Annotated in this window: 13 protein-coding genes; 8 read left to right on the top strand and 5 right to left on the bottom strand. The window is 63.7% G+C overall.

All coding sequences use genetic code 11. The annotated features are described in order from the left end of the window. Positions 1-48 precede the first annotated feature (48 nt). From araH to pyrF, 5 genes are all read left to right on the top strand, one after another. Entirely contained in the window at positions 49-1,065 is a 1,017-nt protein-coding gene (gene araH / locus AAGS40_RS12680) for an L-arabinose ABC transporter permease AraH (protein WP_280996333.1), read from the top strand. Between the two features lie 28 nt (positions 1,066-1,093). Next, entirely contained in the window at positions 1,094-1,894 is an 801-nt protein-coding gene (locus tag AAGS40_RS12675) for an SDR family oxidoreductase (RefSeq protein ID WP_345811768.1), read from the top strand. A 92-nt stretch (positions 1,895-1,986) separates the two neighbouring features. Then, positions 1,987-2,877, top strand: coding sequence for an SMP-30/gluconolactonase/LRE family protein (locus AAGS40_RS12670; protein WP_345814399.1), 891 nt, complete (start codon positions 1,987-1,989; stop codon positions 2,875-2,877). 191 nt (positions 2,878-3,068) lie between these two features. Next, the gene (locus AAGS40_RS12665) at positions 3,069-4,121 is read left to right on the top strand and encodes an aldose 1-epimerase (RefSeq protein WP_345811767.1); all 1,053 of its coding nucleotides are present in this window, start codon (positions 3,069-3,071) and stop codon (positions 4,119-4,121) included. Positions 4,122-4,370: 249 nt separating this feature from the next. After that, entirely contained in the window at positions 4,371-5,186 is an 816-nt protein-coding gene (gene pyrF / locus AAGS40_RS12660) for an orotidine-5'-phosphate decarboxylase (RefSeq protein WP_345811765.1), read from the top strand. Positions 5,187-5,238: 52 nt separating this feature from the next. Here the strand turns inward: pyrF and AAGS40_RS12655 are convergent, their stop codons facing one another. From AAGS40_RS12655 to thiL, 4 genes are all read right to left on the bottom strand, one after another. Then, positions 5,239-5,790, bottom strand: coding sequence for a cupin domain-containing protein (locus tag AAGS40_RS12655; protein ID WP_345811764.1), 552 nt, complete (start codon positions 5,788-5,790; stop codon positions 5,239-5,241). 35 nt (positions 5,791-5,825) lie between these two features. Then, a complete protein-coding gene (locus AAGS40_RS12650) occupies positions 5,826-6,326 on the bottom strand; it encodes a CinA family protein (protein WP_345811763.1) in 501 nt (166 codons plus the stop codon). 72 nt (positions 6,327-6,398) lie between these two features. Further along, entirely contained in the window at positions 6,399-6,971 is a 573-nt protein-coding gene (locus AAGS40_RS12645) for a phosphatidylglycerophosphatase A (protein WP_345811762.1), read from the bottom strand. Beyond that, positions 6,961-7,959, bottom strand: coding sequence for a thiamine-phosphate kinase (gene thiL / locus AAGS40_RS12640; RefSeq protein WP_345811761.1), 999 nt, complete (start codon positions 7,957-7,959; stop codon positions 6,961-6,963). The genes AAGS40_RS12645 and thiL overlap by 11 nt, the downstream gene beginning before the upstream one ends. A gap of 227 nt (positions 7,960-8,186) precedes the next feature. Here thiL and AAGS40_RS12635 point away from each other — a divergent pair, with 227 nt between their 5' ends. From AAGS40_RS12635 to AAGS40_RS12625, 3 genes are all read left to right on the top strand, one after another. Next, complete coding sequence (locus AAGS40_RS12635; RefSeq protein ID WP_345811760.1) at positions 8,187-10,526, top strand: NADP-dependent malic enzyme; 2,340 nt, start codon at positions 8,187-8,189, stop codon at positions 10,524-10,526. Positions 10,527-10,964: 438 nt separating this feature from the next. After that, the gene (locus AAGS40_RS12630; protein ID WP_345811759.1) at positions 10,965-11,381 is read left to right on the top strand and encodes a ribonuclease; all 417 of its coding nucleotides are present in this window, start codon (positions 10,965-10,967) and stop codon (positions 11,379-11,381) included. A 16-nt stretch (positions 11,382-11,397) separates the two neighbouring features. Continuing rightward, positions 11,398-11,958 carry a barstar family protein gene (locus tag AAGS40_RS12625; RefSeq protein ID WP_345811758.1) on the top strand — a complete coding sequence of 187 codons (561 nt, stop codon included), beginning with the start codon at positions 11,398-11,400 and terminating at the stop codon, positions 11,956-11,958. A gap of 165 nt (positions 11,959-12,123) precedes the next feature. On the opposite strand, the gene AAGS40_RS12620 is transcribed toward AAGS40_RS12625, so the two are convergent. Continuing rightward, on the bottom strand, positions 12,124-12,864 hold the full coding sequence (locus AAGS40_RS12620; protein WP_345811757.1) for a 16S rRNA (uracil(1498)-N(3))-methyltransferase: 741 nt from the start codon (positions 12,862-12,864) through the stop codon (positions 12,124-12,126). Positions 12,865-12,879: the final 15 nt, after the last annotated feature.

The raw sequence follows: 12,879 nt of genomic DNA, 5'->3' as shown, positions 1-12,879 counted from the left end.
TTCGGACGGAAGTCCGGCAACCCGTGGGGAACGGGAGGAGTCTTGAACATGCAAGCCAGAGAAAACCTCGCGCAACAGGCCGCCAAAGGCGCGGCGGACGCGCTGATTCCGCAGTCGAACGACAAGGCCAAGTGGTGGCAGCAAATCACCGAGTACAGCCTGATCGTGATCTTCGTCGTGATGTTCGTCACGATGTCGCTGACCGTCGACCACTTCTTTTCGATCGAGAACATGCTCGGTCTCGCGCTGTCGATCTCGCAGATCGGCATGGTCGCGTGCACGATGATGTTCTGTCTCGCGTCGCGCGACTTCGATCTTTCGGTCGGCTCGACCGTTGCGTTCGCCGGCGTGCTGTGCGCGATGGTGCTCAACGCAACGGGCAACACGTTCATCGCGATCATCGCAGCCGTGGCGGCGGGCGCGGTGATCGGTTTCGTCAACGGCGCGGTGATCGCGTATCTGCGCATCAACGCGCTGATCACGACGCTTGCCACGATGGAAATCGTGCGCGGGCTCGGCTTTATCGTGTCGCACGGGCAGGCGGTGGGCGTGTCGTCGGATACGTTTATCGCGCTCGGCGGCTTGAGCTTCTTCGGCGTGTCGCTGCCGATCTGGGTCACGCTGCTGTGCTTCATCGTGTTCGGCGTGATGCTGAACCAGACCGTGTATGGGCGTAACACGCTCGCGATCGGCGGCAATCCGGAAGCGTCGCGTCTCGCGGGTATCAACGTCGAGCGCACGCGTGTGTACATTTTCCTGATTCAGGGCGCGGTGACCGCGCTGGCCGGTGTGATTCTGGCTTCGCGGATCACGTCGGGTCAGCCGAATGCGGCGGAAGGCTTCGAGTTGAACGTGATCTCGGCCTGCGTGCTGGGCGGCGTTTCGCTGCTCGGCGGCCGCGCGACGATTTCGGGCGTGGTGATCGGCGTGCTGATCATGGGCACGGTCGAGAACGTGATGAACCTGATGAACATCGACGCGTTCTACCAGTACCTCGTGCGCGGCGCGATCCTGCTGGCCGCCGTGCTGCTCGACCAGTTGAAGAACCGCGGCTCGCGGGACTAACCTACCTGCTTTAAAAGGAAACGAAACGATGTCGTCACCGGCCAATGCAAGCGCCCGTCTCGCGGATCACGCGTTCGCGCGCTATCCGAGCCTCGTCGACCGCACGGTGTTGATTACGGGCGGCGCGACCGGCATCGGTGCATCGTTCGTCGAGCATTTTGCGGCGCAGGGTTCGCGCGTCGCCTTCTTCGATATCGACACGTCCGCCGGCGAAGCGCTCGCGGACGAACTCGGCGATTCGAAGCACAGGCCGCTGTTCCTGCGGTGCGATCTGACCGATATCGACGCGCTGCAAAAAGCCATCGCCGACGTCAAGGCCGCGCTCGGCCCGATCCAGGTGCTGGTCAACAATGCGGCGAACGACAAACGGCACCAGATCGGCGAAGTGACGCGCGAGTCATTCGACGCCGGCATCGCGGTGAATCTGCGCCATCAGTTTTTTGCGGCCCAGGCGGTGACGGAAGACATGAAGGCCGCCAGAAGCGGCTCGATCATCAACCTCGGCTCGATCAGCTGGATGTTGAAGAACGGCGGTTATCCGGTGTACGTGATGTCGAAATCGGCGGTCCAGGGTCTGACGCGCGGTCTCGCACGCGACCTCGGCCCGTTCAATATCCGCGTGAATTCGCTGGTGCCGGGCTGGGTGATGACGGACAAACAGAAGCGCCTGTGGCTTGACGACGCGGGTCGTCGCGCGATCAAGGAAGGGCAGTGCATCGACGCCGAGCTTGAACCCGCCGACCTTGCGCGCATGGCGCTTTTCCTCGCCGCCGACGACAGCAGAATGATTACCGCGCAGGACGTGATCGTCGATGGAGGTTGGGCGTGAGTGCGGCAGAGGAGCGCGGAACGCGCGCCGGCTCAATCGCCGACTCAATCGCCGCTTCAGGCGCCGGTTCAACGCCCGGGTCTCGTGCCGACGTGCGCACGCACCGCGCGGCACTGTTGCTGGACACGAAATCCACGCTTGGCGAAGGCGCGACGTGGTGCGCAAAGACCGGCCGTTTCTACTGGACCGACATCGAAGGCGCACGCCTGTGGCGTTACGATCCGGCCGACGGCCGCAGCACGTTCTGGCGCATGCCCGAGCGGCTCGCCACGTTTGCGTTGTGCGCCGACCCGCATTACCTGCTGCTGGGGCTCGCGTCGCGCCTTGCATTCTTCGATCTGGCGACCGGCGAGACGCGGCATATCGTCGACGTCGAGCCCGGCTTGAACACGCGGACAAACGACGGCCGCTGCGACCGTCAGGGCCGCTTCGTGTTCGGCACGAAGGACGAAGCGTCGCCGGTGCGGCCGGTTGGCGCCTTCTACCGGCTCAATCACGATCTGTCGCTCGAACGGTTGCCGCTGCCGGCGTCGGCGATCTCGAACAGCATTGCGTTCAGTCCCGACGGCGCAACTCTGTACTACTGCGATTCGCCGACGCGCGAAATCCGCGCATGCGACTACGCCGCCAACGGCAGCATCGCCCGCGACCGCGTGTTCACACGGCTCACGGACGACAGCGGCGAACCGGACGGCTCGACCGTCGACCGCGACGGCGGCTTGTGGAACGCGCAATGGGGCGGCCGGCGCGTCGTGCGTTACGGCCCGGATGGGGTGGAAACGCAACGCGTGGACGTGCCTACCGCGCAGCCAAGCTGCGTCGCATTCGGTGGGCCGCAACTGGGCACGCTTTACATCACGAGCGCACGTATTGGCCTCGATTCCGCGATGCTTGCGGAAGATTCGCGGGCGGGCGGTGTCTTTATCGCCACACCGGGCAGCAGAGGTTTACCAGAACCCGTGTTCCAGGGCGCGCCCGCATAGCGCAGAATGACGCTGCCTTGCAGTGAGGCGCAACTTGATGCACCAATGTCAATAGCAACCGCGGTACACGTGGCAGTGGCAGCAAATCGGCACATGCAGTTCGGACCCTGAGGCGACCGGTACAAAAAAGTCGCCCAACCGCACCCGTCAGCCTTGACGGTCGCGTCCCAAGCCTCTCGATGGAGCCAGATATGACTGTTACCAATCTCGTTTCTCCTACTCCTCAAAGCCGACGCTCGCGACTCGCGGCGGCGGCCAATCCCGTCCTTCCAGGGCCCAGCACGTCGGCGGTGGCAGTTGGCGAGACGAGCGGCGGCGACGTCGCGTGCATCACGCTGGCGAACACGCATTTGCGCCTGGACGTCGCGCCGACGCTCGGCGGCGGCATTACCCGTTTCGACTGGCGCGACGACGGCGCGCTCACGCCGATTTTCCGGCGCTGCCGCCATGTCAGCGCGGACACGCAACCGAACCAGCTCGCCTGCTATCCGCTGCTGCCGTATTCGAACCGGATCGGCGGTGGTCAATTCAGCGTGGCCGGACGGCGCATAGAGGTACCGCGCAATCGCGCCGATGAACCGTTGCCCATACACGGCGATGGCTGGCAGTCGGCGTGGCAGGTAAGCGAAGCGGACCGCGAAAACGTGCGGCTGACGCTCGATCGTCACGATGGCAAGCCGTACGCGTATCGGGCGGCGCAGACGTACGCGCTGGACGGCCCGACCTTGATCGTGACGCTGGAGATCGAGAACGCCGGACGCGAGCCGATGCCGTTCGGTCTCGGCGTGCATCCGTTTTTCGTGCGCGATGCGGACACCGAACTGTCCGCGGCGGCAGGTGGGCTGTGGTTGTCCGGTGACGACTGGCTGCCCGTGCGCCACGTGCCGGCACCGCCCGCCTGGCAATTTGGCGTCGCATATCCGCTGCCGGATACGATCGTCAACCATGCGTTCACCGGTTGGAGCGGGCAGGCGGCGGTGGTCTGGCCGAAGCGCCGCCTGTTGCTGAACATTGCCGCCGACACGGATTACTACGTGTTGTACACGCCTCCCGGCCAGGACTTTTTCTGCTTCGAACCGGTCGATCACCCGATCAACGCGATGAACCTCGCGGGCGGCGCGTGCGAAAACGGCATGACGATGCTCGGACGGGGTGAGCGGCTCACGCGAACATTCCGCTTCACCGTCGAGCGCACGGGTTTGCGATCGATGCCGGGGGCACGCGGCGCGAAGCGTCGGCAATGACAGGCGGCGGCCGATTCGGCTGCGGTCGGGTCTGATCCCGAAAGCCGTGCTTCGTCGCGAGGCATGAGGCAGAGGCAGGGAGGCAGGGAGGCAGGAGGCAGGAGGCAGGAGGCAGGAGGCAGGAGGCAGGAGGCAGGAGGCAGGAGGCAGGTGCCGTGGCATCCGGGCGGCCAGCGTGCGACGAACGGCATGCGCCGCACAGGTAAAATACGCGCCTCCTCTGTTCACCGGCTCGCCGCGAGATCTACCATGTCCAACTTCATCCAGACACTCAACGACGCCTGGGAGCGTACGCAATCGCTGCTGTGCGTCGGCCTCGATCCCGAGCCCAGCAAGTTTCCGGGCGCACTCGCCGGCCGCCCCGACGCGATCTTCGAATTCTGCCGCACGATTGTCGATGCGACCGCGCCGTACGCGTCCTCATTCAAGCCGCAGATCGCCTATTTCGCCGCGCATCGCGCCGAAGACCAGCTCGAGCAGCTGATCGCGCACATTCATGCGAACCATCCGGGCCTGCCGGTGATTCTCGATGCAAAGCGCGGCGATATCGGCAGCACGGCCGAGCAGTACGCGCGTGAGGCGTTCGAGCGTTATCAGGCCGATGCGGTGACGGTGAATCCGTATATGGGTTTCGACTCGATCCAGCCGTATCTCGAGCATGAAGGCAAAGGCGTGATCGTGTTGTGCCGCACGTCGAACGCGGGCGGCTCCGACCTGCAATTCCTGGAAACCGGTGGCCGTCCGTTGTATCAGGTCGTCGCGCAACTGGCGGCGGACAAGTGGAACGCGAGCGGTCAACTCGGTCTGGTGGTCGGCGCGACGTTCCCGAAGGAAATCGAAGTGGTGCGCGGGATTGTCGGCGACATGCCGCTGCTGATTCCGGGCATCGGCGCGCAAGGCGGCGACGTGCAGGCGACAGTCGAGGCCGGTCGCACCGCGAATGGCGCCGGTATGCTGATCAACTCGTCGCGCGCGATTATCTATGCGGGAAAGGGCGACGATTTCGCCGACGCAGCCGCGCAAGCCGCAATGGCAACGCGCGACAGGATCAACGCGTTCCGGTGATGGTTCGTGAGCCCGGGCGGCCGTGGTGAAAGACGGCCGTTCATGCTTGCCGTCATGCGTGGCGTTGCGCCGGCCCGAGGCGGCCGATCAGCGCGGCATGCTGCGGATGCCGCGCTTTCAACGCCTCGACGTCCGCCAGTTCGAACTCGCTGAATTCAAAACCCGGCGCGACCGTGCAGCCGACCAGCGCGAATGTCGCCGGGTCCGCGCACTCCGCCGCGAACCAGAGGCCCGCGGGCACCGTGGCCTGAAACACGGCATCGGCGTGAACCAGCGCGTTGCCCAGCTGATGTGTGACGAGCGCGCCGTGTTCGTCGAGCACGTGCACGTTCAATGGTTCGCCGGCATAGAAATGCCAGACTTCGTCGGATTGGATCCGATGCCACGCCGAATGCGCGCCGTCACATAACAGGTAATAGATCGCGGTAGACGCCGACCGCGTTTCGTTCGCTAACGGGTCGTGATCGCGTTTGACGCGGTGAGCGGAACGGTAAGTCTCGCAAAAAAAGCCGCCTTCGGGATGCGGCTTCAGATTCAGACGGCGGATCAACTCCGCCTGGGTTGCGTGTGAATCAAAACTCTCAGCGGCTGGTCGTTGGGTCATGGCGTCAGGTTCTCGTGGCCGGCCTGGATGGCCGTTCAGTGCTCGCGCTCATCGAGCAATGCCAGCACCCCGCGCAGCGCATGGGCGGCGGCCTGTACGCGAATCTGTTCGCGGTCGCCCTCGAAAATCTTCGTTTCCACCGATGTGTGCAGCCGGTTGCTCCAGCCGAACGACACCATGCCGACCGGCTTCGTCGCGGTGCCGCCGCCCGGGCCCGCGATGCCCGTGATGGACAGCGACACCTGTGCGCGGCTGTTGCGCAGCGCGCCCTCGGCCATCGCGCGGGCCACCTGCTCACTCACCGCGCCGTGCTTCTCGATCAGATCGGCCGGCACGCCGATCATCTCGCTCTTCGCCTGGTTCGAATAAGTGACGAAGCCGCGCTCGAACCAGCCGCTGCTGCCGGCAATGTCCGTGAGCGCGGTTGCCACCATCCCGCCCGTACAGGATTCGGCGGTGACGAGCATCAGACGTTCGTCGCACAGACGGTTGCTCACGGTGATTGCGAGTTGATGAACCACGGCATCGGTAGGCATGACGTCAATCCGTTAAACAGAAGCTGGCGGTGAAACCCGCGCGGTGCGGCGGCCGGCGGACGGGGAGTACGGTCAGACCGACATGCGCCACAGGGCAATCACGAGCAGCGTGAAAAACGCGGCGACGAGGTCGTCGAACATGATGCCAAAGCCACCTTTCAGGCGGCGATCGAAATAGCCGATAGGCGGCGGCTTGACCATGTCGAAAAAGCGGAAGACGACGAACGCCCAGAGCTGGCCGGTCAGCGTCACCGGCGTAACCATCAGCAGCACGAGCCAGAATGCGATGATCTCGTCCCACACGACCGGCGACGGGTCGTCGATACCGAGCTTTTTTGCGGTGAAGCCACAAATCGCAATCCCGCCGATAAAGCCGAGCACGATCAGCAAGCCCCAGTCGATCACCGTCAGATAGCGGCTCAGCACGGCGAACGAGGCCCATGCGAACAGCGTGCCGATCGTGCCCGGCGCCACCGGCGACAATCCGCTACCGAAACCGAGCGACAGAATATGCAACGGATGCGACAGCATGAAGCGCGCGGTGGCGCGGCGCTTTTGCGGACGCGGCGCGTGCGGATCGGGCGCGTCGGGCGGCGCGCTGCCGACGAAGTCGTCGGCGGGGCCGAGCGGGGGATCAGTCTGCATGAAAGTGATCGAAGCCTTGCAACGTCAGAGTGAGCGGCGTGCCGGCCGCGTCGTGCCAGTGGATCGCGGGGCGGTCGGCGGCCGTATCAGGAGCGCTTATTGTACCGATGCGGGTGACCGGCACGGACGCCTCGCGGCCGGCGGCTTCCACCTTCTGTCGAGCCGATGCGGGCGCGGTAAAGCAGAGTTCGTAATCGTCGCCGCCCGCAAGCGTGCAGCGCCGCTGGATTTCGTGCGACAGCCGGCGCAGCGCGTCCGAGCGGGGCACGGCATCGACGTCGACGATCGCTTGCATGTTCGAACGATCGAGGATGTGTTTCAGATCGCCGGCGAGTCCGTCGGACAGATCGAGCGCGGCGTGCGCGATGCCGCGCAACGCAAGACCCAGCGCAATGCGCGGCTCGGGGCGTTCCAGGGCGCGGCGAAAGGTCGCAGTGTCGCTGGCATTGGCCGTCCACTCGCCGCGCAGCACGCCGAGACCGGCGCGTGCGTCGCCGAGCGTACCGGAAATCCAGATGTCGTCGCCGGGCTGCGCGGCGTCACGGCGCAACGCCTCGCGAGGCGGCACGCTGCCAAATACCGTGACGCACAGATTCAGCGGACCGCCGGTCGTGTCCCCGCCGATCAGCTCGCAACCATAGCGGTCGGCCAGCGTAAATAGTCCGTTGCTGAAAGCGGTGAGCCACGCTTCGTCGGCTTTGGGTAGCGAAAATGCCAGCGTGAACGCTTGAGGTTGTGCGCCCATCGCGGCAAGGTCGGACAGATTCACGGCCAGGGTTTTGTGACCGAGCGCCTCTGGATCGACGTCGGCGAAAAAATGGCGGCCTTCCACCAGCATGTCCGTCGAAATGGCCAGCATTTGACCGGGACGGGGGGCAAGCAACGCACAGTCGTCGCCGATGCCGAGCGTGCCCGCCTTCGCGTTGGAAGGGTGGGCGGCAGCACGGCGCGCGAAGAAGCGGTCGATAAGCGAGAACTCGGAGAGCATGGCGAGGTGCGTAGGATCAGGACGAGCCAAAGTGGACGGTCAGATGGTGCGAACTGACGCCAACTGCGCGCATTGCAGTGATTAGGCGCCACAAAATCAGCTTATTGGTCATTTTCTTTCAGAAGCATCTCTGTCGCCTGTGCGTTTGCCCTGCTCGCGGTTTGCTGTATTCCAGTCGCGGCAGTTGTACCCGTGTTGAAGGAAATGCGTAGGCAATTGGGGCTACAATGCCGTCGAACGCCTATTCTAATCTGCACTTCCAAGCCCGCCTTATGTCGACTCCCGTCAATAGCAAACTCCGCGAAGCCGCCCTCGATTATCACGAGTTCCCCACCCCAGGGAAGCTGGCGATCACTCCGACCAAACAGATGATCAACCAGCGCGACCTTGCGCTGGCGTACTCGCCGGGCGTTGCGTTCGCATGCGAGGAAATCGTCGAAAACCCGATGAACGCCGCGCGTTTCACGGCTCGCAGCAACCTGGTCGGCGTGGTCACGAATGGCACTGCCGTGCTCGGCCTCGGCAATATCGGTCCGCTGGCGTCAAAGCCGGTGATGGAAGGCAAGGCTGTGCTGTTCAAGAAGTTTGCCGGCATCGACGTATTCGATATCGAGCTGAACGAGTCCGACCCGCACAAGCTCGTCGAAGTGATCGCCGCGCTCGAACCGACCTTCGGCGGCATCAACCTCGAAGACATCAAGGCGCCGGACTGCTTTATCGTCGAACGGGAATGCCGCAAGCGCATGAAGATCCCGGTCTTCCACGACGACCAGCACGGCACGGCAATCGTCGTCGCGGCGGCCATCACCAACGGTTTGAAGGTGGTCGGCAAAGATATCTCGAAGGTCAAGCTGGTGGCTTCCGGCGCGGGCGCTGCGGCGCTGGCGTGTCTGGATCTGCTCGTCGATCTCGGCTTGCCGCTCGAAAACATTCTGGTGACCGATCTGGCTGGCGTGGTCTACAAGGGTCGCGTCGAACTGATGGACCCGGACAAGGAGCGCTTCGCGCGCGAAACCGAGGCCCGCACGCTCGCGGAAGCGATCGACGGCGCGGACGTGTTCCTCGGTCTGTCGGCGGGCGGCGTGCTCAAGCAGGACATGGTCAAGCGGATGGGCAACAAGCCGCTGATCCTCGCGCTCGCCAACCCTACGCCGGAAATCCTGCCGGAACTGGCGCTCGAAGTGCGTCCGGACGCCGTGCTGTGCACGGGCCGCACCGACTATCCGAACCAGGTGAACAACGTGCTGGTGTTCCCGTTCCTCTTCCGTGGTGCGCTGGATGCGGGCGCAACCACGGTCACGCGCGAAATGGAGATCGCGGCTGTCAATGCGATTGCCGAACTGGCGCGCCAGGAGCAGAGCGATATCGTCGCGACGGCGTATGGCATTCAGGATCTGTCGTTCGGTCCGGAATACCTGATTCCGAAGCCGTTCGACCCGCGTCTGATCGTCAAGGTCGCGCCGGCGGTGGCAAAGGCTGCGATGGACTCCGGCGTCGCCGAGCGTCCGATCGAAGACATGGACGCATACGAACAGCACCTGCAGCAGTTCGTGTATCACAGCGGCACGACCATGAAGCCGATCTTCCAGCTCGCGCGCGGCGTCGAGCCGGAGAAGAAGCGCATTGTGTTCGCGGAAGGTGAAGAAGAGCGCGTGCTGCGCGCGGTGCAAATCATCGTCGACGAAAAGCTGGCCAAGCCGATTCTGATCGGCCGCCCGGCGGTGATCGAGCAGCGTATTGCGCGCTTTGGCCTGCGTCTCGTCGCGGGTCAGGACTATACGTTCGTGAATACGGATCACGACGAGCGTTACCGTGATTTCTGGCAGGAATACTACAAGATGATGTCCCGCAAGGGCATCACGCAGCAGATGGCCAAGCTCGAAATGCGCCGCCGTACCACGCTGATCGGTTCGATGCTGGTGCAAAAGGGCGAAGCGGACGGCATGATCTGCGGCATGGTCAGCACGACGCACCGTCACCTGCACTTTATCGACCAGGTGATCGGCAAGCGTGAAGGCTGCGCGGTATATGCGGCGATGAACGCGCTGGTGCTGCCGAACCGCCAGATTTTCCTCGTGGACACGCACGTGAACGTTGACCCGACGCCGGAGCAGCTGGCCGAAATCACGATCATGGCAGCGGAGGAAGTGCGCCGTTTCGGTATCGAGCCGAAGGTCGCGCTGCTGTCGCATTCGAACTTCGGTTCGAGCCATGCGCCGACCGCGCAGAAAATGCGCGATACGCTGGCGATTCTGCGCGAGCGCGCGCCCGATCTTCAGGTGGACGGCGAAATGCACGGCGACGTCGCACTCGACGCGAATCTGCGCCGCGAAATCCTGCCGGACTCGACGCTCGAAGGCGACGCGAACCTGCTGGTGCTGCCGAACATCGACGCAGCCAACATCTCGTACAACCTGCTGAAGACGGCCGCGGGCAACAACATCGCAATCGGTCCGATGCTGCTGGGCGCAGCCAAGCCTGTACACGTGCTGACGGCTTCGGCGACGGTGCGTCGAATCGTCAATATGACGGCGCTTCTGGTGGCGGACGTTAGCGCTGCGCGCTAAGCGGCCTTTTGCGTGACTGAGGCGCCGCCCTGGCGCTGCAGAAGAGCGCACGGCTCCGCACGGTGCCGGAAAAAAAGAAGGCGTGCCCGCGACGGGCACGCCTTGGGATGAACAGGGGATTGCCACCCCAAAACGGCAAAAGACACAGTTCCACTGCCTGAACTTCAATGTCAGCTGGCCTCGCGAGTCCGGTCGAACGGCGCGCCCCGGGTTCTGGAAAACCTGCGCCTTTCCATCGAACTCGCTTAGCCGAGCTAAGTTTAGCGCACGCACGCTAAGATATTTGTCAAATGTCGTCAAAGCCCGGCTGGCAGCCTTCTCCAGGCTGCCGGAAGGCGCCCACGCCCCGGCGAGCGTTGATTCCGAAGGCTTTTAGCGATACCCTTACGTCTTTCATGGTCGTCAAACTCGTGATCTGACAGCGGGGAACCCTGATACATGTCACGCACGTGGCTGCGCTCGAAAGGCGTGCTAATCAGTGCTTTAGCGCTGTTCGCTGTCTCCGGGTCCGTGCCTGGCGCGTTTGCCCGCGACTACGCGGTCCCCGCCGAAAGCGAAACGCAGGTGCAGGGCGTCGTCGCGCTGGCTCAGCTGCCGCGCGAGGCGGTCAATACATTGAACTTGATCGCCATGGGTGGGCCTTACCTGTATGAGAAGGACGGCATCGTATTCGGCAACCGCGAACGGTTGCTGCCCGCCCATCGGCGCGGCTATTACCACGAATACACCGTCCCCACGCCTCGCTCACATGATCGCGGGGCACGTCGCATCGTCTGCGGAGGTCCGCTGAAGCGCACCGACAATTGTTATTACTCGGACGACCACTACACCAGTTTTAATCGTATTGTTGAATGACATCGGGATGAACGGCATGAGCGACAACGTCTACGCGCACGATTCCGGAGTCGCGAGGGATCTTTTCGCGGCCGGCGACGGCAATTTGTTCCAGCGCGTCATGAAGATGCGCGCCGGCGATCAGGGCCGCGAGAACCAGAGCCAGACAGGCACTGTGGTTTCATCGAACGAGGAGCCCATGAGTCTTTTCAAGACCGTACGACCGAACATCGTACAGTCGATCCGCGCGTTCCGCGTGCAGGACCTGGCGGACGAGGCCCAGCAACTCGGCCAGCATTTTCTGTATGCCTATTGCGCCAATGCGCAGTCCAAACAGGAAGTGCTGGAGACCATCGCCACGTCGTTCCTGTTCCCCAAGCATTTTGGCAAGAACTACGACGCGCTCTACGACAGCCTCACCGATCTCGTCCACAAAGCGGGCGCGCAGCCGGGCTTCGTGATCGTGCTGGAACAACTGCCGGTCGCGCAGAAGTTCGACAAGGAAGGGCGCGAAACGCTGCTGGACGTGTTCCGGGAAGCCGCCGAATTCTGGGCCGAGCGCAAGGTCGCGTTCAGAGTGTTTTATTCGTTTGCCTGAGTGCCGCCGAGCAAAGCGCGTTCATAACCTGTAGAAACAGAAAAGGCCCGCCGATTGGCGGGCCTTTGCTTTTGGTGACAGCGCATGGCTACGGCCGGTGCGACGTTTTAGCGGTTTTCGGTGCCTGCAGCCTCGTTCGCCACGGCCCGCTAGCTTCTGCCTGTGTCACCATCCACCCCAGCCCGCTGCGAGCGCCGACAGCACCGCGATTCCCGCGGTTTCGGTGCGCATCACACGCGGCCCGAGGCCGACGGCCATGAAGCCGTGCGCGGTCGCGGCGGCTTCTTCGGTCGAGGAAAATCCGCCTTCGGGGCCGACCAGAACAGTCACGCCCCCTTTTGGCGGTTCAGCGGGCAGCGCGGAAAAGCCCACACTGGCGCGCGGTGACAGCAGAATGCGCAGTTCGCCCTCCGCTGGTTGGCGCGGCATCCCGCCGAGCCACGTGGCGATCTCACGCACCGGCATCACTTCGGTCAGGCGATTGCGCCCGCATTGTTCGCACGACGCCCGCACGATCCCTTCCCAGTGCGCCTGCCGCCGCTGCGCACGTTCACCGGTGAGGCGCACGACGCTGCGCGTGGTCGTGAGCGGCACGAACGCGGCCGCGCCGAGTTCGACAGCCTTCTCGATCAGCCAGTCCATCTTGTCGCCGCCGGCAATGCCTTGCGCGAGCGTCAGGCGGTAGGGCGCCTCGACTTCGACGTCGCAGAATTCGCGAATGCGCACCTTCGCTGACCGGCGCTCGACCTCGACGAGCTCAGCGCTGTGTTCGCCGCCCTCGCCGTTGAACAGCACGATTGAGTCGCCCGGCTGCAAGCGCAGCACGAGGATATGGCGCACGACGTCATCAGGAAGCGACATGATGTCGTCGGGTTTGAGTGAAGTACCGACGAAGAAGCGAGGCATCAAAGAAATACTCAT

The organism is Paraburkholderia sp. PREW-6R (genome assembly GCF_039621805.1).
Classification (GTDB): Bacteria; Pseudomonadota; Gammaproteobacteria; order Burkholderiales; family Burkholderiaceae; genus Paraburkholderia.
Note: the sequence above shows the minus strand (reverse complement) of the source record. Positions and strands in the feature narration are given on the sequence as shown.

What these genes read in the sequence shown, in the direction of transcription:
- AAGS40_RS12675 (WP_345811768.1), top strand. Translation starts at nt 1,094, where the DNA reads ATGTCGTCACCGGCCAATGCAAGCGCCCGTCTCGCGGATCACGCGTTC.
- AAGS40_RS12620 (WP_345811757.1), bottom strand. Translation starts at nt 12,864, where the DNA reads ATGCCTCGCTTCTTCGTCGGTACTTCACTCAAACCCGACGACATCATG.
- AAGS40_RS12655 (WP_345811764.1), bottom strand. Translation starts at nt 5,790, where the DNA reads ATGACCCAACGACCAGCCGCTGAGAGTTTTGATTCACACGCAACCCAG.
- araH (WP_280996333.1), top strand. Translation starts at nt 49, where the DNA reads ATGCAAGCCAGAGAAAACCTCGCGCAACAGGCCGCCAAAGGCGCGGCG.
- AAGS40_RS12665 (WP_345811767.1), top strand. Translation starts at nt 3,069, where the DNA reads ATGACTGTTACCAATCTCGTTTCTCCTACTCCTCAAAGCCGACGCTCG.
- pyrF (WP_345811765.1), top strand. Translation starts at nt 4,371, where the DNA reads ATGTCCAACTTCATCCAGACACTCAACGACGCCTGGGAGCGTACGCAA.
- AAGS40_RS12645 (WP_345811762.1), bottom strand. Translation starts at nt 6,971, where the DNA reads ATGCAGACTGATCCCCCGCTCGGCCCCGCCGACGACTTCGTCGGCAGC.
- AAGS40_RS12625 (WP_345811758.1), top strand. Translation starts at nt 11,398, where the DNA reads ATGAGCGACAACGTCTACGCGCACGATTCCGGAGTCGCGAGGGATCTT.
- AAGS40_RS12630 (WP_345811759.1), top strand. Translation starts at nt 10,965, where the DNA reads ATGTCACGCACGTGGCTGCGCTCGAAAGGCGTGCTAATCAGTGCTTTA.
- thiL (WP_345811761.1), bottom strand. Translation starts at nt 7,959, where the DNA reads ATGCTCTCCGAGTTCTCGCTTATCGACCGCTTCTTCGCGCGCCGTGCT.
- AAGS40_RS12635 (WP_345811760.1), top strand. Translation starts at nt 8,187, where the DNA reads ATGCCGTCGAACGCCTATTCTAATCTGCACTTCCAAGCCCGCCTTATG.
- AAGS40_RS12650 (WP_345811763.1), bottom strand. Translation starts at nt 6,326, where the DNA reads ATGCCTACCGATGCCGTGGTTCATCAACTCGCAATCACCGTGAGCAAC.